This is a genomic window from Photobacterium frigidiphilum, assembly GCF_003025615.1.
In the GTDB taxonomy this organism is placed as follows: domain Bacteria; phylum Pseudomonadota; class Gammaproteobacteria; order Enterobacterales; family Vibrionaceae; genus Photobacterium; species Photobacterium frigidiphilum.
In genome coordinates, this window is sequence record NZ_PYMJ01000045.1 from 1 (window position 1) to 26996 (window position 26996).

A 26996-nucleotide genomic window follows, 5' to 3' on the forward strand; every position below is an offset into this window, starting at 1 on the left:
TGAAAATCCTCGTGTCGGTGGTTCGATTCCGCCTCGAGGCACCATTACAATTCCCTTTTAGTTCAGTTGGTAGAACGCCGGACTGTTAATCCGTATGTCGCTGGTTCAAGTCCAGCAAAGGGAGCCAAATAACTTTAAGTTGAGAAATCCGCTTATAGTACAAAATTTAGTGTGCCGACTTAGCTCAGTAGGTAGAGCAACTGACTTGTAATCAGTAGGTCACCAGTTCGACTCCGGTAGTCGGCACCATCTTTTGGAAAACCTCATCTTCGGATGAGGTTTTTTTTTATCTTTTTTTCGTCAAAGGCATCTTCCTCACCAATAGATACCTCTAACTCATTTATCAAAAGTATCTATTGATAAGCCTAACAAAATGAAGAAAATACCGAATATACGTATAACTTCGGATATTAGTGTTAGGCCATAATACGTATAATCAATACCAGCTAAACCGCTCAGCAGTTTTGCACTTCAAGTGACGACGCCCCCACATACAACAAGCAAGGTTAATTCTCATTAATGGCCAGCATCAAAATCTCAGTGGAACGACTAACCGAAGGCTTATATATAAAGTTGCCACTGCAATGGGCTGATCACCCGTTTCTTCGAAATCATTTCAAAATTAAAGATCAGCAGCAAATTCGCCTGATCCAAAAACTAGGCATTCAGTTTGTTTACCTGCTGCCAGAAAAGAGTGATAACAACCCTCTTGCCCCCGAGACAACAGCAGATAACATTTCTGAACAAGAAGAGAAATTTCTCGATAAACAAGCAGAAAAACTCTGGCAAGAAAAACAAGGGCGAATAGAACGCCTTAGAAACTACAAACGTAAAATTCAACGTTGTGAAAAGAATTTTGATCGCTCCATGTCACAGCTACGTTCCATTATGGGGAAAATTAAAAGCCGCCCATTAAATGCCATCACTGAAGCTAACTTTTTAGTTGAAAGCATGGTGGATACTTTAATGGAAGCAGACAATGTCGCATTGCATTTAATGAATGATAAAAAAGATTCCGAAGATATCTACTTTCATTCTCTGAATGTTGCTGTGTTATCCATGCTGTTGGGCAAGTCTCACGGAATGTCAGCTGCAGAAATTAAAGTCATTGCGTTGGGCGCACTGTTTCACGATATGGGAAAGCTTAAAATCCCAACCGCGATCTTACGAAAAACAACACCATTATCAGCACCTGAAATCAACTATTTGAAACTGCACCCTAAATACAGTTTTGATTTAGCTAGCCTTGCTGATAACTTTCCTAAAGCCGCAATGCCTATTCTGCTTCAGCATCATGAAATGCTTGATGGTAGCGGTTATCCGAAACAGCTGAAAGCCGATGACATCGATTTATACGCTCAACTAGTCTCTGTCATTAACGCTTATGACAACCTGTGTCATCCCACGGATAAGAGCCAATCTCGCATTCCCTATAGCGCCCTATCTTATTTATTCAAAAATAAAAAATCGCAATATAACAGTGATTTTTTAGCGTTATTGGTTCGAATGATGGGGGTGTACCCTCCTGGTAGTGTCGTGCAACTCTCCAACCAACAATTAGGGTTAGTGGTTTCAGTTAATTCAGATCGCTTACTGTATCCAAATATTTTAATTTACGATCCTTCAGTACCTCCCAATGAGGCACCTATTTTAGATTTGGAAGAAAGTGAATTAAAAATCGAACGAGCGATACCACCTAATAAGCTCCCCGAAAAGGTGCATATTTATCTTAATCCTCGGGTACGTATTTCATATTATTTTGACCCTAATGATTAACGATAAACTCAATGATCTTAGACTCAAGGCATAAAAAAGCCCTTAACTCATAAGGGCTTTTATTTCACGCAACAACCCGTAAGTAATCACTACCAAGTAAACATCTCTTTTATCCACGCTTTAGGTTGATTACCGGTGCATTGCGCTTTCAATTTTCCGTCGGTATCCCATGCAGGCAAAGACTGCGTACCGCTACAATTAAAGCTTAACGTACCATTAGGCTGCCTATCGTATTTCACCGTTGTGATCTTACTTGGCCAATCAAGTCGTAACACGATGGGTTGGCGACGTTGCAAGTAATTGGCATACAAACGTAACGCACCAGCAGAACCCGTTAATCGAACTGGTTTATTATCATCGCGACCTATCCATACTGTGACGACTTCACGCCCGTCAGCACCGGCGTACCAGCTATCACGCGCTTTATCGGTTGTACCTGTTTTACCCGCTAATGCAGCCCAACCAAATGTCGGCTGCAGAAAACGGGCTGTACCTTGGCTGACAACGTTCTTCATTCCATATGTCGTAAGCCATGCTGCTTGCTCTGGCACTGCTCTAGAGGCTTTAGGAACGCTCTGATACAGCAGGTTACCCTCAAGATCGACCACGGCACGTAACGCGGTCAGTTTGGACTTACGCCCACCATTGGTAATCGTCTGGAACATCTGCGTCACCTCAAACGGGGTTAGCGTAAATGCGCCCAGTAAAATTGACGGTAATTTAGGGACTTCATCTCGATCAACCCCTAGTTGCTCCATGGTATCAATCACCGCCCCTAAGCCGACTTGCATCCCTAGATTAACGGTCGGTACGTTAAGCGATTTTGCCAATGCATAATACAAAGGTACTTCTCCACGAAATTTACGGTCGTAATTTCGCGGCTTCCATTGTGTCCCTTTACTGCCCTTCAATGCGATAGGCTTATCATCAATAGTTGTGGCCAACGTAAAACGTTCTGGATGACGAAGCGCGGCCAAATAGACTGCAGGTTTAACCAAAGATCCAATTTGACGGCTCGCATCGAGTGCACGGTTAAAACCTGCATAACCAGGACGACTGCCGCCAATCATGGCGCGAATTTCTCCCGTTTGACGATCAGCAGCCACTAAGGCAGTTTCGACAGATACCCCAGCTTTTTTATTCAGCTTCGGGATCATCTCTGCCACTGTATTTTCAGCTTCTTGTTGTGAGAGAGGATCTAACGTACTAAAAATGCGTAAACCAATACCAGGGGTGAACTTATCACCTACTTTTTGCTTCAGTTCACGCTGTAGTTGCTGGAAATAAGCAGGCTGACGGGTCGCAATCATTGGCTTCGACTGCACATCTAATGCACGAGATGCCGCTTGTTCGTATTGTTCACCACTTAAGATCCCGTTATCCATCATTAAACGAAGCACTAGATCACGACGTTGACGTGCCCGTTCAGGATTACGCCATGGGTTATAGTAAGACGGTCCTTTTACCGTACCCACTAACATCGCTAACTGATCAATCCGTAATTCTTGAATAGGACGCCCAAAATATAAACGGGCCCCAAGCGCAAAACCATGGACCTCTTTCGCCCCATTTTGCCCCAAATAGATCTCATTCAAATAGGCTTCTAAAACTTGATCTTTGCTATAACGGTAGTCGATGATCATCGCTATATATGCTTCACGGACTTTACGCCACAGGCTTCTTTCTCGGCTTAAAAATAAGTTCTTTGCTAGCTGCTGTGTTAACGTACTGCCGCCTTGTACTGTGCGCCCTGCTTTTATGTTTGCAAATAAAGCACGTGCAATCGCCAAGGGAGAAACACCATCATGATGGTAGAAATCACGATCTTCAGTCACCAACAAAGCATCGACCAATACCTCTGGAAACTGCTCTCGAGGCAAGAACATACGTTGTTCTGCTGTCGTCGAACCTAACATCCCCAACATTTTCGGCTCTAATCGTACATAACCCAGCGGCTTTTTGGTGCCAACTTGTTCTATGGTTTTTAATCCACTTTTATCAAACGTCAACATGACATGACGCTGGTTTTCTGGTCCCGTTTCAAAATCAAATGAGCGACGGAAAAACTCAATCCGAGTCGAAGATGATGAATACTCACCCACACGTTGCGGGTTCCGCACTTTGTGGTATTGCAACAAATCCAGTTCACGGCGAACTTCTTGTAAACTGATCGGCTGCCCAGGCTGCAGGGTTAATACACGCCCGTAAACTACGGCAGGCAAATTCCAAATCTGACCATCCATTCTATCTCGTACAATCGTATCGAGATAAATACCGATCACTAATAACACCGCGCATACTACTAAACTGATCTTGAAACCAAATAGCATCAACCAGCGTAACCAACCAGATTGTTGAGGCTTTTTCTTGCGAGTACTTTTCTTACGTGTACCCGTTGATTTTCTAGGTATTTTTTTAGCGGGTGCTTTTTTTACTACCGTTTTGGCCGGGGATTTACGGCGAGGCGTTGCAGGCTTTTTAGGATCAAGCTTTTTACTTCTGGTAGCGTGCAACTTTGCTTGCTTACGTTCTGGAGCCATTGGGCTGTCAGACAAGATCGTCATAATGCTTCAACTATGGTGGTTCCCAAAATCATTATTCTTTTATGCTGCATTATGGTAAACGTTTTTTGCATCATAAAAGAATATTCTCATATTCTTTTTATTTAAAATTAGGTGCTTAATTCATTACATCAACTAGACGAATACCTACATATATTTTTTCGTTCTGCGGGTTGGTAAATGCTTAGCCGGATCATCAGGCCAAACATGTTTCGGGTATCGCCCTTTCATTTCTTTTTGGACATCACGATAAGAACCTTGCCAAAATGCAGCTAAATCTTGCGTGATCTGTAATGGCCGTAGGGCTGGAGACAACAGCTCCAACACTAACGGTACACGTCCATTGGCTATCTGAGGCGATGTTTTCTCACCAAACATCTCTTGCATCCGTACCGCTAACGCTGGTTTATGACCAACTTGATAACGAATAGGATAACGTGAACCCGTTGGGACTTGAAAATGCGTGGGAAGCACTACATCCAGCGTTTTCGCTTGTTCCCACCCTAACCGTGCTTCGAGCGCGGCTTTTAAATCGAGTCGCGCAATAGATTTAAGCGTGGTCATTCCGGTCATAAAAGGTAACAACCATAGTTCAGCATCAACCAATAAGGTCTGCTCATCCATCTCTGGCAAACCTAACTCTGGTAACCACTCATGCGCACAACGTGCACGCGTCAACAAATTAGAGGTTTTCTCATTCCAAGGTAAAACAGATAACCCTTTACGCATAATGGCATTTAATAACGCTTCACTCGCTTTCGCTGGATCAGGGGCATCCATCACACTGCGCTGTAGAATAATCTTACCGCAACACAGATGTTTTTCTGCGGTTAAACGCCCTTTTTTATCATCCCAATCAAGCCATTCTCGCTCTGAAAATAAAGACGGCAATAGTTCTTGTAAGCGATTACTATCGGTTGCAACACATGAAAAGACTCGGCTATCACCTTGCCTCGTCTTAACAACATCAGCAACCACCAGCATGGCTTCATTTGCCATCGGCTCATCGGCTGGCAGCATTACCCCTTGCCCATTCGACAATTGATAGCGCCCATCAGTGCCCCGCGATAAAGCAATACGATCGGGATAACCTGCCGCCATTATCGGTGCTATCCATTCGGCAGAAATCAACAATGATAACGAAGCAGGTTGGTGTGGTTTATCAAGATGTGGTTTATCAATACATCTCTTGGTAAGAGATAGTTTGGCAAGGTGTTGTTTAGCACGCAATTGATACTGGCGAGCACGAGGTAATTTACCGCTTTCCAGCAAATTGAGTTGAAAATGCAAATCAGGGCTGTTCATGCCACGCGGTGGATCTTCCAATAATGCCACCAGCAATGCTGCCGTTGTCATTGCCAAGGTACTGCCCGACGTGTGGTTGGCATCAAACTGCTGCGCTGCAATCAACATAACAGCATGACGAGGATCGGTCCCCATGGTCTGCGTTTGTTTACCCACATCAGTTAACTGAAAGCGCTCATCCATAATGCCAAGTTGCTGCAGTAAGCGCCGTGATTGCAGTAAAGCCGGCGGTGGTGGTACATCAGACCAACGTAATTCACTGGCATCATTACAGCCCCATTGGGCTAATTCCATCGCCAAAGAAGTAAGGTCGGCCCGTAAAATTTCAGGCTGAGGTGTCATCGGTTGACGAGAAAGCTGTTCTTCACTGTATAAACGTACACAAATACCCGGTTCTAAACGCCCTGCTCGCCCCGCTCTCTGCTCGGCTGATGACTGGGCTATCCGCACTTGCTCTAAACGACTGATACCTGTTTTAGGATCCCACAGTGCAATACGCTCTAAACCACAATCAACCACCAATCGAATGCCTTCTATGGTCAGGCTTGTTTCGGCAATATTGGTCGCCAATACCACTTTTCGTTGGCCTTTCGGTGCGGGCATAATCGCTTGTTGCTGCTGCTCATTGCTCAACTGTCCAAACAGCGGACTGATCAACACATTGTCTGCGACCCGCTCTATCAACATATCAGCTAAACGCTTTATTTCTCCCGCTCCCTGCAAGAAAATCAATATCGAACCAGATTCTGCATCCAACAGCTGAAGCGTTTCCCGACAACAACTCTCTAATAACTGATAGTGGTCACTTACCGACTTATAGCGGTATTCAACAGGAAAACACCGTCCATCCGATTCAATATAGCCAGCATCAGGCAATAAACTTTTGAGCGCATCGGCATCTAAGGTTGCCGACATCACTAACAGCTTTAAATCATCACGTAAGGCTTCTTGTACTTCCAAGGCGAGTGCTAACGCCGTATCTGCATGAATACTCCGCTCATGAAATTCATCAAATATCAGTAAATCGATACCTTTCAATTCAGGATCTTGCTGCAGCATTCGCGTCATAACCCCTTCGGTCACAATCTCTAACTGCGTCGCTTTGCTTACCTTAGTTTCACCCCGGACTCGTAACCCAATCGTTTCACCCACGCGCTCACCCAACTGTTTCGAGAGGTAATTCGCGATATTTCTCGCTGCTAAACGACGCGGTTCCAGCATAATAATACGCCCTAAGCGAGCACCATCACGTATCGCCTTGGAACGAGACGCTAATAACTCAAGAGGTAAGCGAGTTGATTTACCAGCCCCGGGCGGCGCTTTTAGGATCAGTTGAGGACTGATCGCCAATGTCGTCAGTAAATCAGGTAAAACAGTATCGATAGGCAAGTGCGACAAGATGAAAACCTTATGTCATGATCTAATAGAGCAGGCAACATTGTACAAGAAAGTGAGGTCAAATGAGTGACATTACGGAAAGGCTATTTTTTGCATTGGGTTTGCCCCCTAATACCAATAAACAAGACAACGGTAATCTAAAGCCATTTCAGCAACTATGCCGACTTAAAAGCACGGTTGCCGCAGAAGTGCAGGGGAAACCTGTTATTAATAATAATTTACACATTACCTTAGTGTTTCTTGGTGCCATCAAACAACAGCAGAAACAGCGATTAATCACCAATGTGAATCAACTTATTGCACCTCAAGCATTTTCAGTATCATGCTCAGGATTGCACTATTGGTCACGTAGCCAAGTGATTTGGCTTGATTGTCATGCCTACCATCCTGTCTACCAGCAGCCTCATCAGCGACCATCAGCAGCACTCCAGACGCTGGTCAGCTTACTTCAACAGGCCGCTATCCATTCAACGAGTGGTGCTGTTAGTGCTTCGGCCAGTAGCCAAGCATCGGCATCGGGTTATATACCCCACATAACACTCTGTAAAAAGGTAACGTCCCGCCCACACTTATCATCGTTATCTCAACAATTAGACTTTCACTTTCAACACTTTGGTCTGTATATTTCAGAGACTATCAAAACAGCTCATGGTAGCGACGTTCAATACCGTTGCCTGCAACAATGGGCGTTAGCAGCTGCTCGTTTTAACAACTGATCATGTTAACAACCCAATACCGCCTAGGAACCCATACCCATGAAGTTTGATCCCCCTCTTCAATCAGCTACATTAATAAAGCGCTATAAACGCTTCCTTACTGATATTGAATTACCCGATGGCGAAATACGCACCATTCATTGTGCCAATACAGGAGCGATGACTGGCTGTGCTGAACCCGGAAATACCGTTTGGTTCTCAACATCAGAAAATAAAAAACGTAAATATCCTAATAGCTGGGAGCTCACTGAAACAGCAAATGGGCATTGGATCTGTGTTAATACAGCACAAGCTAACCGACTGGTTGTAGAGGCAATTAACGCTGGTACCATCACAGAATTACAAGGCTATTCGTCGCTAAGAACCGAAGTTAAGTATGGTAGTGAAAACAGCAGGATAGATATTCTGTTAGAAGATAAAAATAAACCTGTCTGCTATATTGAGGTGAAAAGCGTTACATTATTAGATAATGGTCAAGGTTTTTTCCCTGATGCGGTAACAACTCGAGGGCAAAAACACTTAAGGGAATTGATCGAAGTCGCTCAAAATGGTCAAAGATCAGTACTTTTTTTCGCTATTTTGCATTCAGGCATTGAAAATGTGTCTGCGGCACACCACATAGACCCGGACTACTATCGTTTAATTAAACAAGCAGAACAGGCTGGCGTTGAAATCATCTGTTATAAAGCAACATTAAACCAAGATGAAATCAAATTAAATCACTGTATGAATTTCAACCAATAATATTGAAAAAGTGATGCTTTCTTCACATTGGTATAAAATTGAACACATACAGTAATTGCTACAAATACGCCTTTCTGCTATAGATAGCGCCCAAAATTAACCAGTGACGGTTATTCGGTATATTAGGAGATGCTATATGCCAGAGATCAAGCTTAAAAAATCACTTGGCATCCTGGCTATTGCTGGGGTAGAACCATACCAAGAAAAAGCCGGCGAAGAATACATGGGAGAGGAGCAACTTGCGCACTTTCATAAAATTCTCGACGCATGGCGTAACCAGCTTCGTGAAGAAGTTGATCGTACTGTAAACCACATGCAGGACGAAGCAGCCAACTTCCCGGATCCAGTAGACCGCGCAGCTCAAGAAGAAGAGTTCAGCCTGGAACTACGTAATCGTGACCGTGAACGTAAGCTGATTAAAAAAATTGCAAAGACACTTCAACGTATTGAAGATGATGATTTCGGTTTCTGTGATTCCTGCGGCGTTGAAATCGGTATCCGCCGTCTTGAAGCTCGCCCAACTGCCGATCTATGTATTGACTGTAAAACACTTGCAGAAATTAAAGAAAAGCAGATGGCAGGCTAATACCCCAAAAGGTATTAAGCAGCAACTGATTGAAAGAGGGAGCAAACGCTCCCTCTTTTCTTTACGATCATTTTATAACGTACATCAATCATATTAAGAGATTGAAAACATTTACTTAATATAATTGGGACTTTTCCAACCACTATCTCTGTTTTAATGTGTTTATGACCACTGATACTCACTATGTAGGACGTTTCGCCCCTTCCCCTTCAGGTCCACTTCATTTTGGCTCGTTGATTGCAGCTTTAGGCAGCTACCTACAAGCGCGTTCACAACATGGAAAATGGCTTGTTCGTATCGAAGATCTTGACCCTCCACGCGAAATAAGGGGGGCGGCTGATGATATTCTACGTACATTAGAGGCATACGGGTTAACATGGGATGGCAGTGTCATGTATCAAAGCCAACGTCATGGTGCTTATCAAGATCAAATAGATCAATGGTTGCATGGTGGCGACGCGTATTACTGTCAATGTACTCGAAAACAAATTAAAACAGCAGGTGGTTTTTATCCCGGTACTTGCCGCCATCTTCATCGCTCAGCAGAAAATAGTGCCGTTCGACTTAACGTTGACACACCCATTACATATTTTGTTGATAGATTGCATGGTCGAATAGACATTCCGGCGACATTAGCACAAGAAGATTTCATCATTCGCCGTCGTGATGGGCTGTATGCCTATAATCTCGCGGTGGTACTTGATGATATTGAACAAAACATAACAGAGGTTGTTCGTGGTGCAGATCTCATTGAACCAACGGGACGGCAGATTGGCCTATATCGCCAATTACAGTACCCTGAAGTGAGTTATTTGCATTTACCATTAGCAGTCACCGATAACGGAAATAAGTTATCAAAACAAAATCATGCGCCAGCTATTGATAAAAGTCACCCTGTTCCAGCATTGATTGCAGCGATGTCTTTTCTTGGTATGACACCACCAGCAACACTTATCAAAGAAGAGCTTAAAGACGTTTTACAATGGGGTATTAACGCTTGGTGTATCGATAATCTGCCAAAAATGACAGAAATAATCCTAACCAAGACACATTAAAATCAGGGTAAATGAGCACTGCCATTCTAAAATGGCTTGCTGTGATATATCATATGCGGCTGTTTGTTGAACCAGATGCACGAATACGAGGTGTATTATCTTTAATCGAGTAGCCAGCTTTTGCCGTAAAGTACTGAATCGCGACAGTAGTACTCGCGATACCGAGGACCAACCCTTGCAAGTTTTTCAACGCCAAGAGCACGGCATTTCACGTAAAGATATCAGCGAAAATGCGCTGAAGGTACTTTATCGCCTGAATAAAGGGGGCTATGACGCCTATTTAGTCGGCGGTGGTGTACGTGATCTTTTATTACACAAACAACCTAAAGATTTTGATATTGCGACCAACGCAACGCCGGAAGAGATTAAAAGTCTATTCCGTAATTGCCGCCTGATTGGACGCCGTTTCCGTCTTGCGCATATCTTGTTTGGTCGTGATGTTATTGAGGTCGCTACTTTCCGAGGTCATCACTCTGATGTGCCACCGAAAGTAGAAGTTAAAGATAAAGCCGACGAAAAGGGTAAACAGCAGATTTCATCGAAAAGCCAAGAAGGCATGTTGTTACGCGACAATGTCTACGGCACGATAGATGAAGATGCTGAACGTCGTGACTTCACGATCAATGCCATGTATTACAGCGCAAAAGATTTCACGGTAACTGATTACGCAAATGGCGTAGAAGATCTCAATAACCGCATTGTGCGTTTAATGGGTGATCCAGAAACACGCTATCGTGAAGATCCGGTTCGTATGCTGCGTGCAGTACGCTTTGCCGCTAAATTAGACATGACGATTGAAGAGAAAACCGCCGCGCCGATTGAAGAACTTGCACCATTATTGCAAGATATTCCATCTGCACGATTATTTGAAGAAAGTTTAAAGCTGCTTCAAGCGGGTCAAGGTTTAGCAACATACAAGCTGCTTCGTCAATACAATCTATTTCAACAATTGTTCCCTATTCTGGCCGATCACTTTACTGAAGATCACAGCAGCCAAACGGAACAAATGATTGAACACATTTTAGCAGCGACAGATAAGCGCATCGCTGAAGATAAACGTGTAAACCCTGCATTTATCTATGCCGCGATGTTGTGGTATCCGCTAACAACACGTGCAGAAGAAATATCTTTTGCTAGTGGTTTAGCATTTTATGATGCCTTTATGGTTGCCGCTAACGACATCTTAGATGAACAAGTTCGCAGTATTGCCATTCCACGCCGTCATACCACGACTGTTCGTGATATCTGGCAGCAACAAATTCGCTTTAGCCGTCGTTCTGGCAAGCGTGCATTCAAAATGATGGAACATCCTAAGTTCCGTGCAGCGTACGATTTCATGGAAATGCGTAGCCATTTTGAAGGCGATGATATTGTTGAGCTAACCAGCTGGTGGAATGAATTCCAAAATGCTGACCGCCCACTACGCGGGAAGATGGTTCAAGAAGTTAATGATGATGGAGGACGCCGCCCTCGTCGTCGCCGTCCACAACGTCGTAAAAAGCCACAAGCAAAGACATCATCATGATCCGTTCTTATATCGCCATTGGTAGTAATCTGGGTGATCCCATTTCACAAACAATGAGTGCTATAAAAGCCCTAAAGCAGATTCCGGCAATCACAGTGGTTGCCGAATCCTCGCTATACAGCAGTACCCCGATGGGGCCACAAAATCAACCGGATTATATTAATGCTGTTGTTGCTATCGACACCACATTAACACCGTTAGAGCTGCTGAACGCAACCCAAGCTATCGAGCTTGAGCATGGACGCGTCCGTAAAGATGAGCGCTGGGGACCAAGAACCTTGGATCTCGACATCATACTTTATGGCGATCTGGAACATCACTGTGAACGATTAACCGTTCCACATTATGGAATGAAAGTACGTGAATTTGTACTTTATCCACTTGCCGAAATTATCCCTGATTTGATTCTGCCTGATAATACTGCACTTTCGCAGTTATTAACGCAGGTAGACCGCAATGGCTTAGCTATCTGGCAAGCATAAAACATTGATCAGGGTGAGGGAGACGTTATGAAAAAAATAACAATCAACGACCTGATGACATGGAAGCATGAAGGTCGTAAATTTGCATCGATAACAGCATATGATGCAAGTTTTGCTCAATTGTTTGAGCAACAGGAAGTACCAGTAATGCTGGTTGGCGATTCATTGGGAATGGTTTTACAAGGTAAACCTGACACCCTGCCAGTCAGTGTAAGTGATATTGCTTACCACACGCGGTGTGTACGAGCTGGTAGCCCGAACTCTCTTTTAATGGCTGATATGCCATTCATGAGCTACAGCACCCCAGAACAAGCGTGTGAGAGTGCCGCAGAGCTTATGCGAGCTGGCGCTAACATGGTAAAACTGGAAGGTGGAGCATGGTTAGCTGAAACTGTCACAAAGCTCACAGAGCGTGCGGTTCCGGTATGTGCTCACTTAGGTCTGACCCCGCAATCTGTAAATATTTTTGGTGGATACAAAGTTCAAGGTCGCGATTTTGATCACGCTGAACAGATGGTCAAAGATGCTATTTTATTGAAAAATGCTGGTGCTCAAATCATTTTGCTGGAATGTGTACCTGCAAGTCTTGCAGAGCGCATTACTAAAGCAGTTGAAGTACCTGTTATTGGGATTGGCGCTGGTAACGTAACAGATGGTCAGATCCTAGTGATGCACGACATGTTTGGTATTTCTGCCAACTACATGCCGCGTTTTTCAAAAAATTATCTCGCTGAAACTGGCGACATGCGTACAGCTGTCAGCAAATACCTAGAAGAGGTTGAGGCCGGTACTTTCCCTGGGCCCCAACACACCTTTGAGTAAGGAATAAAAGATGCAAACATTCGCCGAAATCGCCCTATTAAGAGAGCAGATTCGCGCATGGCGTCGTGAAGGTCGTCGTATCGCTTTTGTTCCAACGATGGGCAATCTTCATGATGGTCATCTAACGTTAGTACGTAAAGCTCGTGAACATGCAGACATTGTTGTTGTGAGTATTTTTGTTAACCCAATGCAGTTTGAAAAAGCTGACGACTTAACAAACTACCCGCGTACTTTAGAAAATGATCTGGCGAAATTGAATAGCGAAGGGGTTGACCTTGTATTCACTCCAACACCTGAAGTTATGTACCCACAAGGTTTGGAACGTCAAACATTTGTTGAAGTACCAGGCTTATCGCAAATGCTAGAAGGCGCATTGCGTCCAGGTCATTTCCGTGGCGTTGCAACAGTTGTAACCAAGCTGTTCAACATGGTGCAGCCTGACGTCGCTTGCTTCGGTGAGAAAGATTACCAACAGCTGGCACTATTGCGTCAGATGACACTCGACATGGCTATGGATATCGACATCATTGGCGTGCCAACCGTCCGTGAAATGGACGGTTTAGCTATGAGTTCCCGTAATGGTTACCTGACTGTTGACGAACGCCAACGTGCCCCAGTTTTAGCACGTACAATGCGTTGGGTGAGCAGCCAAATGCGCGGTGGTCGTACGGATTACTCTGAAATTATCGTTGACGCCAATGATCAGCTTCGTGCTGCAGGGCTTCAACCTGATGAAAGCTACATTCGTGATGCAGTGACGCTACAAGCAGTATCAGAAGAAACCCAGCAAGCGGTCATTCTGATGTCTGCACAGCTTGGTAAAGCTCGCTTAATCGACAATCAAGTGGTCGAACTGACCCAACCAGCAGCGCCTGTAGCAGAAGCGGCTGAGTCATAAGAGACAACTCGCTTAGCACGACAGATAACGCTGTTTAAAAAAGGCCGAATATCAAAAGATAATCGGCCTTTTTGTTACCACTTTTCCTACTTTACTATGCTGTCTTACGAACGTAAGCCAATACCGCGAGAAATCAGATAATAAGCAATCGAATATAAGAAAAGGATAAATCCGGTAAGTACCCCAAATGACGTCACAATACCCACATCAGACACCCCCAAGAAACCGTAACGGAATGCATTCACCATATAAACGATAGGGTTCAGCTTTGACACGCCCTGCCAAAATTCAGGCAATAAATTGATAGAGTAAAATACCCCGCCAAGGTAGGTCAGCGGGGTTAAAATAAAGGTTGGGATAATACTAATATCATCAAATGTGCGAGCAAACACCGCATTAATCAATCCGCCAAGTGAAAATACAATCGACGTCATCAAGATCGTTGCAATAATCACCCCTAAATGAGCAATACTTAGATCAACAAAAAAGAGTGATACTACGCTAACAATAAAACCAACCCCTAACCCACGCAATACACCACCACCGACATAGCCAGCAATAATGATGTAATTAGGGACAGGTGCTACGAGTAACTCTTCAATGTTGTGCTGAAATTTAGCACTGAAAAAAGATGAGGCCACATTGGAATATGAATTGGTGATCACCGACATCATGATCAGACCCGGTACGATATATTCCATATAACTAAAACCGTTCATCTCGCCAATTCGGCTACCAATAAGGTTACCAAAAATAATGAAATACAAGGTCATGGTGATAGCAGGTGGTACCAAGGTTTGCACCCAAATGCGAGTAAAGCGGTGAATTTCTTTGGTGATCAGGCTTTTAAAAGCGATCCAAAATTGGTGGTTCATGCTTGCGCCTCTTTGTTTGATGATGCTTGACTCTGTGCAATTAGCGTCACAAACAATTCTTCTAAACGGTTCGATTTATTGCGCATCGACATAACGTCAATCCCTTGCGCAGTCAAAGCGGTAAAAATCGTATTCAGCCCTTTGTCCTTTTCGATATCGACTTCTAGGGTATGGTTATCAGGTAAACGCCAATTCAAGCCGTCAAGCTTCGGTTTATTACCATTAAGCTTAATATCCAAAATAAAGGTTTCGACTTCTAGCTTACCGAGTAACGCTTTCATGCTGGTGCATTCCACTAACTTGCCGTGGTTAATGATACCGATATTACGGCACAGCATTTCTGCTTCTTCTAAATAGTGGGTGGTCAGAATAATCGTGACACCCTGACGATTAATTTCACGTAGAAATGTCCACATTGAACGGCGTAACTCTATGTCGACACCAGCTGTTGGTTCATCAAGAATAAGTAGCTTAGGTTCATGCATCAATGCACGAGCAATCATTAAACGACGTTTCATACCACCAGAAAGATTACGCGCACGTTCATTGCGCTTTCCCCATAGATCTAGCTGACTAAGGTATTTTTTAGCACGCTCTCTTGCCAATGGTTTATCAACGCCATAATAACCGGCTTGGTTAACAACAATCTGCTCAACGGTTTCAAATGGATTAAAGTTAAACTCTTGTGGTACTAATCCCAGTTGATTCTTCGCTTTAACAAGATCTGAGTCAATATCGTAACCAAACACTTTTACCGAGCCCGAAGTCTTGTTAACTAACGAAGTTATTACACCTATTGTTGTTGACTTACCTGCACCATTTGGGCCTAGTAAAGCAAAAAAGTCTCCTTCTTCGACAGATAAGCTCATGTTTTTAATGGCTTCAACGCCACCACTATAGGTTTTACTTAAATTTTTGATTTCCAGTGCGTTCATAAAATACAATCTTAATTGTTAGAAGTTTTCATCAAATGTCACTCGTTTTCACAAAAAAGAACAACTAATCCGATTTGCTATTAGTTCAGTTTGTGTATAGTAGAGGCATATTAAATAAAGGCATTATCATGGCAGATATTAAGCAATTATTCGCAAACAATATCTCTTGGTCTGAAAGCATCAAGGAAGATACACCCGAATTTTTTTCCCACCTCGCGGAATCACAACAACCACAATATCTATGGATTGGTTGTTCCGATAGTCGAGTACCCGCAGAGCGCCTTACCGGGCTAGACTCGGGCGAGCTATTTGTTCACCGAAATGTGGCAAACCAAGTCATTCACACTGACTTAAATTGTCTTTCCGTTATTCAATACGCTGTTGATGTACTCAAAGTCAAACACATCATCGTTTGTGGACACTATGGGTGTGGTGGTGTTACCGCAGCGATTGAGAACCCTCCCCTAGGTCTGATTAATAACTGGTTATTGCACATCCGCGATCTGTATCTAAAGCATCGCAGTGAACTCGGTACATTACCTCGTGAAGATTGGGACAACAAACTGTGCGAAATCAACGTTGCCTCTCAGGTCTATAACCTGGGTAACTCGACAGTGATGCAGCAAGCTTGGGAACGCGGTCAACAAGTGAAGATTCACGGCTGGATTTATGGCATGAATAATGGTGTGCTACGCGATTTAGGTGTAACGGCAACCAGTCGCGAGTCTTTAGAGATCGCCTATCAAGCAGCAATGTCTGCAATTCTACCACCAAAAGAATTGTAGTTTTTCATCGCATGCACTAAAAACAGAATATAAAAAAGCGACTGCTCATTGAGCCGTCGCTTTTTTTGTATTCTGCTTTACACACTAAGCTATTATACCATTCTGAAAATAGGTATTAGTCTTCTAGTGGTACAACTTTACCGATGAAAGGTAAATGACGGTATTTTTGTGCGTAATCGATACCCACACCGACAACAAACTCATCTGGAATCACAAAACCATACCAATCAACGTTCACATTGACTTCACGGCGTTCTGGCTTATCCAATAATGTACAAATACGAATAGAATTGGGTTCACGTAGAGATAAGATTTCACACACTTTATTTAGCGTATTACCGGTATCAATAATATCTTCAACGAGCAGGACATCTTTACCTTTAATGTCGTCATCCAGATCTTTTAGGATACGTACATCACGGTTACTTTCCATTGTATTGCCGTAACTTGATGCAGTCATGAAGTCAACTTCATGAGGAAGGTCAATTGCACGTGCTAAATCAGCCATAAAGACAAAAGAACCACGCAACAAGCCAACCATAACAAGGTTCTCTGAACCCTTGTAACATTCAGTAATTTGCTTTCCTAGCTCTTTTACTCGTGCCTGAACATCCTGCTCAGAAATTAGTACTTCAACTGTATGTTTCATCTTATTCTCCATCAGTACGACCGCATCAGCCGCCTGCAGGCTATCTAATACCAAAGAAGACACATTCTATCATTCATTGATGCTAATAGTTATTTTATCGATAGTGTCAATTATACGACACACTTAAATTAAGTTGCGTTTGAATACGCCTTGTTGCTGATGTAGAGTTAGTCATACAAAACAAATATATAATACTTATAAATACTTATGGCTAGGGATCACGTGCTCATGGATACGATCGTAAAAAAAACGCGTACTCGTCTTTCACCTGAAAAAAGAAAACAGCAGCTTCTCGATTTTGCTTTAGATGTATTTGCTCGCCGAGGAATAGGCAGAGCAGGACATGCTGATATTGCTGAAATGGCCAATGTGTCAGTGGCTACTGTCTTTAATTACTTTCCAACCCGTGAAGCACTGGTTGAAGAAGTATTGCTCCAAGTTGAAAACTGTTTTAGCCTTCTACTGTCAGAATGCCTAAATGAGGAAGATAAAGCGCTACATGCCCGTTTACGCTGCATTTCACACACTCTTATCGATGCGGTTATCGAACAACAAGACTGGTTAAAAGTCTGGTTTGAATGGAGCACATCAGTTCGAGACGATATTTGGCCACAGTTTATTAGCGGTAATAAAAAGAGTCTGGAACGCATTGCTGAAGCATTTGAGCAGGGTAAAGAAAATAATGAAATTGATAGTGATAATTCGTCTGATGATTTAGCCCACCTTCTACACGGTCTATGCTACATCTTATACTTGCAGTCGAACTTACACCCAGATCAAGACCGAATGCGCGAACAAGCAGAACGCTACATCAACACTTTGTACCCTGCCAAATAAGCCTAGATTTACAGACAAAAAAGGTCAGCCTCAGCTGACCTTTTTTATCAAACAAACATCTATTATCACGATAATTTCGCGTTAATTTCGCGTTAATTTTGACGCTCTAGCACGCGGTAGCAAAAACAACAGGCTCATGCGGCTCTACATTGATCGCCACTTTATCACCAATATTCAATATTAAATGTGAATTTACCACTAATGAATGCCCCTGATACTTCACGGTATAACGGCAGTTATCGCCCATAAATTGTTGCTCTACAATTACCCCGCCCCCATCAGTTTGAGGCTGAACATGTAAATTCTGAGGTCGCAGCAACCATTCAACATTATCGTCTTGTCGATAAGTCAGTTCCGAACTGAATTCAATGTCACCAAATGGTGTAAATAGGTGTTTGTCGTTTTTCACTGTCGCCGGAAGGTAAGACCCCGTTCCTAAAAACTCTGCAACAAAACGGCTGCTTGGGCGATAATAGAGATCCGTAGCTGTGCCAAATTGCTCAATAATACCGTTATTCATAACAGCAAGACGATCGGCAAACGCGAAAGCCTCTTCTCTACTGTGAGTAACAAAAATCGCAGTAACGCCCTGCGCTTTAAAAATACGACGAATTTCTTTAATCAAACCGTGACGTACTTGAGTATCAATATTTGAGAACGGTTCATCTAATAAAATTAAATCAGGCTCACAAGCTAATGCGCGTGCAATGGCAACTCGTTGCTGCTGCCCACCCGATAACTGATGTGGATAGCGATCATCAAGTTTAGTGAGGTGAACAAGCTCTAACATTTCCTGAATTTTGGCCAGAATTCGGGTTTTATCCCAATCTTTCAAACCAAAAGCAATGTTCTCAGCCACGGTGAGATGTGGGAATAATGCATAGTCTTGAAATATCATGCCGATATTACGCTTTTCGGGGGGTAACCAAGTCGTATCATCCACCACAACACGACCATTAATCGTCATGCCGCCACTCTCTAATGGCAGTAAACCTGCAATCGCTTTAAGCAAGGTTGTTTTACCGCAACCACTCGCGCCAAGCAAACAGACAATTTCGTTATCTTCAACAGGCAATGAGAGGTTCTGTAATACCGCCTGGCCGTTATAACGGCACGTTAAATTAGTAACGGATAATGCACTACTCATCAGTGTTTCTGCTCCAAAGAACGGTTAATCATCACCAATGGGATCAGACCAACGATAACTAATAAAATCGCAGGTAGAGCGGCCTGCTCTAACTGCTCATCCGAGGCAAAATTAAAAACATAGGTCGCCAGTGTTTCAAAATTAAAGGGGCGTAATAATAATGCCGCATTTAATTCTTTCATCGATTCAATAAACACCAACAAACCTGCAATTAAACAACCACGACGAATTAATGGTAAATGAACACGACGCAACATCGCTGTGGATGCATAACCCATGGTTTTTGATGCCATATCTAACGACGGAGATATCTTCGCTAAACTGCTTTCAATGCTACCAATGGCTACCGCCGCAAAACGCACCACAAAGGCAAAGATTATGGCAAACATCGTACCTGAGAAAATTAACCCAGGTCGCCCTAATTCATAAGCTTGCGTAAAGTCATTCAATAGGTGATCAGCAGAGGTAAGAGGGATTATCACGCCAATCGCTAACACGGTTCCCGGTACGGCATAGCCTAATGAAGCCAAACGCATCGGCACTGCGGTATACTTGCTGCCATCTAAGCGACGATAGAAATTAACGATTAATGCCAAGATAACAGCGACTACAGCGGCAATAATTGAAACAGATAAGCTGTTAAGGCTGTATTGCAGGAATTGACTGGTCCAGCTTTCTGCAAAATAGTGCCATGCATAGTAACAAAGCTGAAGTAATGGGAATGCAAAAGCCATACAGACCAATCCCCAGCACCATATGATTGCGCACCATTTTTTAGCACCCGTTAAGGTATAGCGAACATCATCACCATGCTCAAACTGCTGCTGGAATAGCTTTTGCTTTCGACGGCTAAAACGCTCAGTGCTGATCAAAAAGAAAATCACTAATAACATCAGCGACGATATTTTGGCTGCCGCATTTAAGTTTGAGTACCCTAACCACGTATCATACACCGCGGTTGTTAGCGTATTAACGGCAAAATAACTCACCGTACCGAAGTCACCTAAGGTTTCCATTGCCACAAGAGATAACGCCACCGCGATAGAAGGGCGCGCTAATGGTAATGATATACGACGAAAACTTTGCCATGGCGAACACCGCAGCAAGCGTGCAGATTGCAGCAAACTAACACTTTGCTCCATAAAAGCCGTACGGGCTAATAAGTAGATATAAGGATAAAGAACCAGTGCTAGAACAATACAAGCCCCACCCAAAGAGCGAATATTAGGGAACCAGTAATCATGGATTGTTTCCCAGCCAAACACATCACGTAAGAAGATTTGAACCGGGCCAGCATAATCAAACCAATTGGTATAAATATACCCCACAATATAGCCCGGCATTGCCAACGGTAATACCAATGCCCATTGCAGCGTTTTTTCTCCCGGAATACGACACATCGCCATAATCCAAGCAGAAGGCAGACCTAACAGAAGCGCTAAAACGGAGGTACCAAATACCAACCAAAATGTATTGGCGGTATAAGTCCCCATTACGGTACTCATTAAATGAGAAAACACCTCATCAGAATCACCCAATGCGGTGTAAAAAATAGCTAGAATTGGTAACACCAACAACAAGGATAATACCCAGCTACTGGATTGCCAGAATATATGTTTTTCTTTCATCGCCTACTACTTAGTCACTTTAACAATAAATCTGCGGCATCAGTACTAACGCACATATAACAACGTCGTGCTCAATTATCATTGCAGCCTGATAACACTATTTTTCAAGCTAGAGAAACTACCACAACTGATTAGAAAAGGGACTAGGCTTTAACCAAAAAAAGGGGCATTAAGCCCCATTTTTTTGTATTAATTTATAAATCAAATTTCACTTCATCAAGAAGCTTGATTGCAGCGCTGTGATACTCAGCCACTTTTTCTAGTGGTAAGTCGTCTGCTTTAAAGTCGCCCCATGATGCAACAAGCTCTGAACGCTTAACACCTTCTTTAACTGGGTATTCATAGTTTACTTCTGCATACATCTGCTGAGCTTTATCGCCTGTTAGGTATTCCATCAGCTTTTGAGCATTATCTTTGTTCGGCGCGTATTTCGCCATTGCCATGCCACTTACGTTTACGTGCGTGCCATTGCCTTTTTGTCCAGGGAAATCGATGTAAACTGCTTCAGCCCATGCCTTCTGCTTCTCATCGTTCATCATCTTGCCTAGGTAATAACTATTACCAATGGCTAAATCACAAAGGCCTTCTTTAACGGCTTTAACCTGATTACGGTCATTACCTTGTGGCTTACGTGCAAGGTTAGCTTTCACGCCTTCTAGCCATGTTTTCGCTTCAGCTTCACCGTAGTGAGCAATCATCGACGAAACCAGTGAAATATTGTATGGGTGCTTACCTGAACGAGTACAGATTTTGCCTTTCCACTCTGGTTTAGCAAGATCAGTGTAATCAAATTCAGCAGGTAAGTGACCAACACGATCGCGTGATGAATACACGTTACGGCTACGTAATGTCAGTGCAAACCACTCATCTTCTGAATCACGGTATTGTGCAGGAACATTTGACTCAATTGTTTTACTGTCAACAGGTTGAACTAGCTTCATATCAGCAAGTTCAACTAAACGGCTAATATCCGTTGTTAGTACAACGTCGGCTGGGCTGTATTCGCCTTCCTGCTTTAATTTCTCTGACAAGCCTTTTTTTGCAAACTTAATGTTTACTTTAATACCCGTTTCTTGAGTAAATTCTTTAAACATTGGTTCAACCAAGAACGGCTGACGGTAAGAATAAACATTCACTTCTTCAGCAGCAATAGCCGCTTGAGGTGCAGCAAGACCAAATAAGATTGCCGAAGCCAACAGCTTTTTCATTGAGTTAAATCCCTTAATGCAAAATGCAATGATAATAGTTATCAATATCGATTAATTATACTGCAGTACTTCAACAAAACAATGCTCTGAAACAAAATAAATAAAAAAAACGCTGCTAATTAGCAGCGTTTTTTAAAGTTGTGAACTAAATATATGTTACCTATTTCGTATGCGATTTCACACAGATAAACTTAACTCACATTTTTATTTTAGACTTACAAATTCAGGGTAAGCATCGACACCACAGTCATGTAAATCCATTCCTGCCATTTCTTCTTCTTCCGTAACACGGATACCAATGGTCATTTTAATAACAAACCAAACCACAAAGCTTGCCGTAAACACCCATGCAAAGATAACCGCAGCACCTAATAGCTGAGCACCAAATGATGCATCACCGTTGCTGAAAGGTACAACCATAAGGCCAAAGAAACCACACACACCGTGTACCGAAATCGCACCTACTGGATCGTCAATCTTAATCTTATCTAGCATAATAATACTAAAGATCACTAATGCACCCGCAACCACACCCACAATCACAGAGGCAATCGGTGATGGTGACAGTGGATCGGCAGTGATAGCGACTAAACCCGCCAATGCCCCGTTCAATATCATGGTTAAATCCGCTTTACCCCACATAGTTTTACACACTGCTAGTGCTGCAACAGCACCTGCCGCAGCGGCTGCATTGGTATTTAGGAAGATTTGACCAACAGCTGATGCATTTTCAAAGTCAGACAACATTAGCTGTGAACCACCGTTGAAACCGAACCAGCCTAGCCAAAGAATAAAGGTACCTAAAGTGGCTAGTGGCATATTAGAACCAGGAATCGGGTTGATTTCACCGTTCTTACCGTATTTACCTTTACGTGCACCCAGTAATAAAACACCCGCCAATGCAGCTGAAGCACCCGCCATGTGAACAATCCCCGAACCAGCAAAATCACTAAACCCTGCTTCAGATAGGAAACCACCGCCCCATGTCCAGTAACCTTCCATCGGATAAATAAAGGCAGTCAAAATGACAGAGAAAAGAAGGAACGACCATAGTTTCATTCGCTCTGCCACCGCACCAGATACCACTGACATCGCGGTTGCGACAAACACAACTTGGAAGAAGAAATCAGACTCAAGTGAGTGATCGGCACCTTCTGCTTGCGTACCAATTAAGGCACCAATTGAAGGTAACCAGCCCCCCTCACCATTATCAACGTACATGATGTTATAACCAACAATAAGGTATGTAATACATGCAATCGCATATAAGCAAAAGTTTTTGGTTAAAATTTCAGTGGTATTTTTTGAACGTACCAGACCAGCTTCTAGCATGGCGAACCCTGCCGCCATCCACATAACCAATGCGCCTGATATTAAGAAGAAGAATGTATCGAGAGCATAACGCAACTCTGTAACAGTTGTTGTCAATTCCATGGTTGTTTCCCCTGTAACTGCTAATTTTTTATTTTAAATATATAAAATGTTGCTTACAGCGCTTCGAGATCTGTCTCGCCTGTACGGATACGTACCGCATGGTCGAGGTCGTAAACGAAGATTTTGCCATCACCAATTTTGCCGGTTTGCGCAGCCTTAGAAATGGCATCAACAATCGCTTCAAAGTTATCAGCCTGTGTTGCGATTTCGATTTTAACCTTCGGCAAAAAATCAACTTGGTATTCAGCGCCGCGGTATAGTTCGGTATGTCCTTTTTGACGGCCAAATCCTTTGACCTCAGAAACCGTCATACCTTCAACGCCAACATCGGCTAATGCTTCACGTACATCATCAAGTTTGAAAGGTTTAATAATTGCACTAATCAATTTCATTATTCGCTCCTTAAGTTCACATTCCTTCTGGCTTATTTAATGAGTTACAAGCTTTATGCCAACTTTTAAAGCAACCAAAAATCAACAGCTTAAATAATTCACCTTATAAAAACAGAAAAAGGCCGCACCAATATGATGCAGCCTTTTCACTATAAGTAAGCAATGTCGTAGGTTAAGTGTTAATACACTTAAAAACGGGTCACAAATGCCCGCCAAGCTTGCAGTACTAACTCAAAATCTTCAAACCCACAACACGACACGCTCTCTTCATCATAAAAATGCATGTCTTCATCGAAATCTTCTTCTTCTTCAGAGAACAAGTAGTTAGCTTGAATTATTGCTTCATGATCTTGCAAAATCAAACTGAGATCATCACCCAGTAACCGCCATTCTTTGGTGCTATTTTTTAATGCACCTATTTGGCTCAGGATGGTATCCATCTTCTCAAAATCTTTACCAACCTCTTCAATCAACCAACGGCCAATAATTTCATGGCCCATAGAAAAAGTGGCATGATAGCTACCGTCTAGGGTGTTTTTCTTAAATTCGTAGTCCATAGCTAGCCTCAAACTCTGTCGTATTCTTGGTATAATATCTGGAAGACCGCACATTCTCAGGATCTGAACCAATAATGCAACTGAATGCCACCATTGCTCGACAAATAGTTGAGCGCGCCATGAAGATCATTAAATATTCCGTCAATGTGATGGACGAACAAGGCCGCATTATTGGCTCTGGTGATACTTCACGCCTAAACCAGCGCCATGAAGGGGCAATTCTGGCACTCAACGATCATCGTATTGTTGAAATCGATGACGCCACCTCTAAACAACTTAAAGGCGTTAAACCGGGCATTAATTTCCCCATCATCTTTCAACATAAAGCGATTGGTGTCGTGGGAATATCTGGCGAGCCAGATTTAGTGCGCAATTATGGCGAGTTAGTAAAGATGACCGCTGAGTTAATCGTAGAACAAGCCGCATTAATGGCACAGGTTCAGTGGAATAAGCGCCACCGTGAAGAGTTAGTTCTGCAGTTGATTGAAGAAGGCTCAGAATTAAATGAAAATCAATTACTCTCTATTGCTGAACGGTTAGATTTGGATCTTGCTCAGCCTCGTATTGCTGCGATTGTAAAAGTATACCCAGTAAAAGGTAAAAGCTTATCGTTAGATCACCTGCAACGTTTAGTCCATCTGCTTGAATACCCAGAGCGGGATAATTTGGTCGGAATTGCCTCGGTATCGATGAATGAAGTTGTGGTGCTCAAACCCATTACCTTGAGCGATAACGGTTGGTCTCGCGCACTGGAGCAAAAACGCGTCAATCAATTAATGAAGCGAGTAACGAAAGAAGGTGATTTTGTGATTCGAATCGCCTTAGGTGATTACTTCCCTTCGTTGCAAGGCCTCTCTCAGTCTTTCATGACGGCTAAAGCCACGATGGAAGCCAGTAATACAATAAATAGTCAGCAAGATAACGTGCTGTTCTATCAAGATCATATCCTGCCAGTTTTGCTAAACGGTTTAAAAGGTGATACTTGGCGTCAGAAGCAATTGCAAATGCCATTAGTTAAACTGCAACAAAATGACCCTCGTGGTGTGTTACTCAAAACATTGAAAGCATTTTTTGTTCAGAATTGTGATTTAGCTCAAACGTGCGAAGTGCTACATATTCACCGAAATACACTTCGTTATCGTCTAGAGCAAATAGAAAAGGAAACATCTTTAAGTTTCAATAATATAAGCGATAAAACACGGCTTTATTTATCCCTATTAAGTCAACCATAAAAGTCGGTAATTGTGCAAATGCACAATTACTACAATATTGCTTCTTCATTATTTGTCACTTCGCCTAAAGCATCCCCTCTTCTAACTCCGTACAGTTGCGGCAACTCAGACATTTTATGTTTGCTTATCATTTTTCGTAATCGCCAACAGGCTATTACATCTTTACGGAAGAAAAGACGATGGTAGAAGTATCAACTCTCGGAGCTCTAGCGGCTCTAGTGGTCGCAATCAGTTTAATCCTAAAGAAAGTACCACCAGCTTACGGCATGATCATTGGTGCACTTGTCGGTGGTGTTATCGGTGGTGTATCACTCACTGACACCGTTAGCCTGATGATTGGCGGTGCACAAGGTATCGTGACTGCTGTATTGCGTATTTTAGCGGCTGGTGTGCTAGCGGGTGTATTGATCGAATCAGGTGCGGCAACATCGATTGCTGAAACCATTGTCAAAAAAGTCGGTGAAACCCGCGCATTATTAGCCCTTGCAGTAGCCACAATGATTCTAACGGCTGTGGGTGTATTTGTAGATGTGGCTGTTATTACTGTCGCGCCTATCGCTCTTGCCATTGCACGCCGTGCCGATTTATCAAAAATGGCAATTCTATTAGCCATGGTTGGCGGCGGTAAAGCGGGTAACGTGATGTCGCCGAACCCCAATGCGATTGCAGCAGCTGACGCATTTAATGTCCCTCTTACATCAGTGATGGCTGCAGGTGTTATCCCTGGTCTATGTGGTATGTTCTTCGCTTACTACATTGCAAAAAAACTGGTTAACAAAGGCAGTAAAGTTCAAGAGCATGAAGTGGTAGCTGTTGATCACAGTCGCTTACCCACATTCGCCGCTTCAATCGTTGCGCCTCTTGTTGCTATTGCACTATTAGCGTTACGTCCAATTGCTGGTATTAATGTCGACCCTCTAATTGCATTACCTCTTGGTGGCCTAATGGGCGCTGTAGCCATGGGACGCTTTCGTGATACCAACCACTTTGCCGTTTCAGGTCTTAGTCGTATGGCTCCTGTCGCTGTCATGCTATTGGGTACAGGTACTCTTGCCGGTATTATCGCAAACTCTGGTTTGAAAGATGGTTTAATCGACATTCTAACGACCTCTGGTTTACCTTCTTACTTATTAGCACCCATCTCTGGTGCCATGATGGCACTGGCTACTGCCTCAACCACGGCGGGTACAGCGGTTGCATCAAGTGTCTTTAGCCACACCATTCTTGAACTCGGAGTGCCAGCACTCGCAGGGGCTGCAATGATCCACGCTGGTGCAACCATTACCGACCACATGCCACATGGTAGTTTCTTCCATGCAACTGGCGGTGCGGTGCACATGGATATTAAAGAACGTTTAAAACTTATTCCTTACGAATCTGCTGTCGGTCTGATGATCGCTGTTGTTTCAACTCTCATCTTTGGTGTATTTGGTCTGTTCGTTTAAGAGG

25 protein-coding genes and 2 tRNA genes are annotated in these 26996 nt (G+C 43.2%); 15 read left to right on the forward strand and 12 right to left on the reverse strand.

What is annotated here, in order from left to right:
- The first annotated feature begins 51 nt into the window (after positions 1–51).
- The 3 genes from C9J12_RS26275 (at position 52) to C9J12_RS26285 (ending at position 1776) form a co-directional block, all read left to right on the forward strand.
- Positions 52–127 (forward strand) — tRNA-Asn (locus C9J12_RS26275).
- A 46-nt stretch (positions 128–173) separates the two neighbouring features.
- Positions 174–249 (forward strand) — tRNA-Thr (locus tag C9J12_RS26280).
- Positions 250–519: 270 nt separating this feature from the next.
- Entirely contained in the window at positions 520–1776 is a 1257-nt protein-coding gene (locus C9J12_RS26285; RefSeq protein WP_107245594.1) for an HD-GYP domain-containing protein, read from the forward strand.
- 89 nt (positions 1777–1865) lie between these two features.
- Here the strand turns inward: C9J12_RS26285 and mrcB are convergent, their stop codons facing one another.
- Positions 1866–4340, reverse strand: a complete 2475-nt coding sequence (gene mrcB / locus C9J12_RS26290; RefSeq protein WP_107245597.1) for a penicillin-binding protein 1B — start codon at positions 4338–4340, stop codon at positions 1866–1868.
- A gap of 144 nt (positions 4341–4484) precedes the next feature.
- Positions 4485–7040, reverse strand: a complete 2556-nt coding sequence (gene hrpB, locus C9J12_RS26295; protein WP_107245600.1) for an ATP-dependent helicase HrpB — start codon at positions 7038–7040, stop codon at positions 4485–4487.
- A 62-nt stretch (positions 7041–7102) separates the two neighbouring features.
- Between hrpB and C9J12_RS26300 the strand changes: the two genes are divergently transcribed.
- From C9J12_RS26300 to gluQRS, 4 genes are all read left to right on the forward strand, one after another.
- Positions 7103–7756: a 2'-5' RNA ligase family protein gene (locus tag C9J12_RS26300; protein WP_107245603.1), complete on the forward strand. Its 654-nt coding sequence runs from the start codon at positions 7103–7105 to the stop codon at positions 7754–7756.
- Between the two features lie 39 nt (positions 7757–7795).
- Positions 7796–8500 carry a DNA/RNA nuclease SfsA gene (gene sfsA, locus C9J12_RS26305; protein WP_107245605.1) on the forward strand — a complete coding sequence of 235 codons (705 nt, stop codon included), beginning with the start codon at positions 7796–7798 and terminating at the stop codon, positions 8498–8500.
- Positions 8501–8636: 136 nt separating this feature from the next.
- A complete protein-coding gene (gene dksA, locus C9J12_RS26310) occupies positions 8637–9086 on the forward strand; it encodes an RNA polymerase-binding protein DksA (RefSeq protein WP_107245608.1) in 450 nt (149 codons plus the stop codon).
- Positions 9087–9250: 164 nt separating this feature from the next.
- Positions 9251–10141 carry a tRNA glutamyl-Q(34) synthetase GluQRS gene (gene gluQRS, locus C9J12_RS26315; RefSeq protein ID WP_107245611.1) on the forward strand — a complete coding sequence of 297 codons (891 nt, stop codon included), beginning with the start codon at positions 9251–9253 and terminating at the stop codon, positions 10139–10141.
- A 49-nt stretch (positions 10142–10190) separates the two neighbouring features.
- Here the strand turns inward: gluQRS and C9J12_RS31475 are convergent, their stop codons facing one another.
- Positions 10191–10322, reverse strand: a complete 132-nt coding sequence (locus C9J12_RS31475; RefSeq protein ID WP_258191565.1) for a hypothetical protein — start codon at positions 10320–10322, stop codon at positions 10191–10193.
- On the opposite strand from C9J12_RS31475, the gene pcnB reads away from it, so the two are divergent.
- The 4 genes from pcnB to panC are packed head-to-tail and all read left to right on the forward strand — an operon-like array spanning position 10275 to position 13868.
- A complete protein-coding gene (gene pcnB, locus C9J12_RS26320) occupies positions 10275–11666 on the forward strand; it encodes a polynucleotide adenylyltransferase PcnB (protein WP_227876472.1) in 1392 nt (463 codons plus the stop codon). The genes C9J12_RS31475 and pcnB overlap by 48 nt on opposite strands.
- Entirely contained in the window at positions 11663–12148 is a 486-nt protein-coding gene (gene folK / locus C9J12_RS26325) for a 2-amino-4-hydroxy-6-hydroxymethyldihydropteridine diphosphokinase (RefSeq protein WP_107245616.1), read from the forward strand. The genes pcnB and folK overlap by 4 nt, the downstream gene beginning before the upstream one ends.
- A gap of 27 nt (positions 12149–12175) precedes the next feature.
- On the forward strand, positions 12176–12970 hold the full coding sequence (gene panB, locus C9J12_RS26330; RefSeq protein ID WP_107245618.1) for a 3-methyl-2-oxobutanoate hydroxymethyltransferase: 795 nt from the start codon (positions 12176–12178) through the stop codon (positions 12968–12970).
- 10 nt (positions 12971–12980) lie between these two features.
- A complete protein-coding gene (gene panC / locus C9J12_RS26335) occupies positions 12981–13868 on the forward strand; it encodes a pantoate--beta-alanine ligase (RefSeq protein WP_107245621.1) in 888 nt (295 codons plus the stop codon).
- Positions 13869–13972: 104 nt separating this feature from the next.
- Here the strand turns inward: panC and C9J12_RS26340 are convergent, their stop codons facing one another.
- Both C9J12_RS26340 and C9J12_RS26345 read right to left on the reverse strand, forming a co-directional pair.
- Entirely contained in the window at positions 13973–14743 is a 771-nt protein-coding gene (locus tag C9J12_RS26340) for an ABC transporter permease (RefSeq protein ID WP_006232499.1), read from the reverse strand.
- Positions 14740–15678: an ABC transporter ATP-binding protein gene (locus tag C9J12_RS26345; RefSeq protein ID WP_107245624.1), complete on the reverse strand. Its 939-nt coding sequence runs from the start codon at positions 15676–15678 to the stop codon at positions 14740–14742. The genes C9J12_RS26340 and C9J12_RS26345 overlap by 4 nt, the downstream gene beginning before the upstream one ends.
- 128 nt (positions 15679–15806) lie before the next feature.
- On the opposite strand from C9J12_RS26345, the gene can reads away from it, so the two are divergent.
- Positions 15807–16463 (forward strand): carbonate dehydratase, encoded by a 657-nt coding sequence (gene can, locus C9J12_RS26350; RefSeq protein ID WP_107245627.1) that lies wholly within the window; start codon positions 15807–15809, stop codon positions 16461–16463.
- Between the two features lie 115 nt (positions 16464–16578).
- Here the strand turns inward: can and hpt are convergent, their stop codons facing one another.
- On the reverse strand, positions 16579–17112 hold the full coding sequence (gene hpt, locus C9J12_RS26355) for a hypoxanthine phosphoribosyltransferase (protein WP_006232496.1): 534 nt from the start codon (positions 17110–17112) through the stop codon (positions 16579–16581).
- A 228-nt stretch (positions 17113–17340) separates the two neighbouring features.
- Here hpt and C9J12_RS26360 point away from each other — a divergent pair, with 228 nt between their 5' ends.
- Positions 17341–17949: a TetR/AcrR family transcriptional regulator gene (locus C9J12_RS26360; protein ID WP_107245629.1), complete on the forward strand. Its 609-nt coding sequence runs from the start codon at positions 17341–17343 to the stop codon at positions 17947–17949.
- A 106-nt stretch (positions 17950–18055) separates the two neighbouring features.
- Here the strand turns inward: C9J12_RS26360 and C9J12_RS26365 are convergent, their stop codons facing one another.
- The 6 genes from C9J12_RS26365 to C9J12_RS26390 form a co-directional block, all read right to left on the reverse strand.
- Complete coding sequence (locus C9J12_RS26365) at positions 18056–19096, reverse strand: ABC transporter ATP-binding protein (RefSeq protein WP_107245633.1); 1041 nt, start codon at positions 19094–19096, stop codon at positions 18056–18058.
- Positions 19096–20724 (reverse strand): ABC transporter permease, encoded by a 1629-nt coding sequence (locus tag C9J12_RS26370; RefSeq protein WP_107245636.1) that lies wholly within the window; start codon positions 20722–20724, stop codon positions 19096–19098. The genes C9J12_RS26365 and C9J12_RS26370 overlap by 1 nt, the downstream gene beginning before the upstream one ends.
- A 194-nt stretch (positions 20725–20918) precedes the next feature.
- Positions 20919–21932, reverse strand: a complete 1014-nt coding sequence (locus C9J12_RS26375; RefSeq protein WP_107245639.1) for a Fe(3+) ABC transporter substrate-binding protein — start codon at positions 21930–21932, stop codon at positions 20919–20921.
- A gap of 204 nt (positions 21933–22136) precedes the next feature.
- Positions 22137–23366, reverse strand: a complete 1230-nt coding sequence (locus C9J12_RS26380; RefSeq protein WP_107245641.1) for an ammonium transporter — start codon at positions 23364–23366, stop codon at positions 22137–22139.
- A 53-nt stretch (positions 23367–23419) separates the two neighbouring features.
- A complete protein-coding gene (locus C9J12_RS26385; RefSeq protein WP_011219746.1) occupies positions 23420–23758 on the reverse strand; it encodes a P-II family nitrogen regulator in 339 nt (112 codons plus the stop codon).
- 188 nt (positions 23759–23946) lie between these two features.
- Positions 23947–24315: a YacL family protein gene (locus tag C9J12_RS26390; protein ID WP_107245643.1), complete on the reverse strand. Its 369-nt coding sequence runs from the start codon at positions 24313–24315 to the stop codon at positions 23947–23949.
- 74 nt (positions 24316–24389) lie between these two features.
- Between C9J12_RS26390 and C9J12_RS26395 the strand changes: the two genes are divergently transcribed.
- Both C9J12_RS26395 and C9J12_RS26400 read left to right on the forward strand, forming a co-directional pair.
- Positions 24390–25547, forward strand: a complete 1158-nt coding sequence (locus C9J12_RS26395; protein WP_107245646.1) for a sugar diacid recognition domain-containing protein — start codon at positions 24390–24392, stop codon at positions 25545–25547.
- Positions 25548–25726: 179 nt separating this feature from the next.
- Positions 25727–26992 carry a GntP family permease gene (locus tag C9J12_RS26400; RefSeq protein WP_107245649.1) on the forward strand — a complete coding sequence of 422 codons (1266 nt, stop codon included), beginning with the start codon at positions 25727–25729 and terminating at the stop codon, positions 26990–26992.
- Positions 26993–26996 lie beyond the last annotated feature (4 nt).

Bases quoted from the DNA above. Each gene is read 5' to 3' on its own strand.
- C9J12_RS26375 (WP_107245639.1), bottom strand. From the start codon at position 21,932: ATGAAAAAGCTGTTGGCTTCGGCAATCTTATTTGGTCTTGCTGCACCT.
- mrcB (WP_107245597.1), bottom strand. From the start codon at position 4,340: ATGACGATCTTGTCTGACAGCCCAATGGCTCCAGAACGTAAGCAAGCA.
- C9J12_RS26345 (WP_107245624.1), bottom strand. From the start codon at position 15,678: ATGAACGCACTGGAAATCAAAAATTTAAGTAAAACCTATAGTGGTGGC.
- C9J12_RS26365 (WP_107245633.1), bottom strand. From the start codon at position 19,096: ATGAGTAGTGCATTATCCGTTACTAATTTAACGTGCCGTTATAACGGC.
- C9J12_RS26385 (WP_011219746.1), bottom strand. From the start codon at position 23,758: ATGAAATTGATTAGTGCAATTATTAAACCTTTCAAACTTGATGATGTA.
- C9J12_RS26285 (WP_107245594.1), top strand. From the start codon at position 520: ATGGCCAGCATCAAAATCTCAGTGGAACGACTAACCGAAGGCTTATAT.
- C9J12_RS26395 (WP_107245646.1), top strand. From the start codon at position 24,390: ATGCAACTGAATGCCACCATTGCTCGACAAATAGTTGAGCGCGCCATG.
- C9J12_RS26390 (WP_107245643.1), bottom strand. From the start codon at position 24,315: ATGGACTACGAATTTAAGAAAAACACCCTAGACGGTAGCTATCATGCC.
- folK (WP_107245616.1), top strand. From the start codon at position 11,663: ATGATCCGTTCTTATATCGCCATTGGTAGTAATCTGGGTGATCCCATT.
- C9J12_RS26380 (WP_107245641.1), bottom strand. From the start codon at position 23,366: ATGGAATTGACAACAACTGTTACAGAGTTGCGTTATGCTCTCGATACA.
- C9J12_RS26340 (WP_006232499.1), bottom strand. From the start codon at position 14,743: ATGAACCACCAATTTTGGATCGCTTTTAAAAGCCTGATCACCAAAGAA.
- C9J12_RS26300 (WP_107245603.1), top strand. From the start codon at position 7,103: ATGAGTGACATTACGGAAAGGCTATTTTTTGCATTGGGTTTGCCCCCT.
- can (WP_107245627.1), top strand. From the start codon at position 15,807: ATGGCAGATATTAAGCAATTATTCGCAAACAATATCTCTTGGTCTGAA.
- C9J12_RS26360 (WP_107245629.1), top strand. From the start codon at position 17,341: ATGGATACGATCGTAAAAAAAACGCGTACTCGTCTTTCACCTGAAAAA.
- dksA (WP_107245608.1), top strand. From the start codon at position 8,637: ATGCCAGAGATCAAGCTTAAAAAATCACTTGGCATCCTGGCTATTGCT.
- sfsA (WP_107245605.1), top strand. From the start codon at position 7,796: ATGAAGTTTGATCCCCCTCTTCAATCAGCTACATTAATAAAGCGCTAT.
- hpt (WP_006232496.1), bottom strand. From the start codon at position 17,112: ATGAAACATACAGTTGAAGTACTAATTTCTGAGCAGGATGTTCAGGCA.
- panC (WP_107245621.1), top strand. From the start codon at position 12,981: ATGCAAACATTCGCCGAAATCGCCCTATTAAGAGAGCAGATTCGCGCA.
- C9J12_RS26370 (WP_107245636.1), bottom strand. From the start codon at position 20,724: ATGAAAGAAAAACATATATTCTGGCAATCCAGTAGCTGGGTATTATCC.
- panB (WP_107245618.1), top strand. From the start codon at position 12,176: ATGAAAAAAATAACAATCAACGACCTGATGACATGGAAGCATGAAGGT.
- C9J12_RS26400 (WP_107245649.1), top strand. From the start codon at position 25,727: ATGGTAGAAGTATCAACTCTCGGAGCTCTAGCGGCTCTAGTGGTCGCA.
- gluQRS (WP_107245611.1), top strand. From the start codon at position 9,251: ATGACCACTGATACTCACTATGTAGGACGTTTCGCCCCTTCCCCTTCA.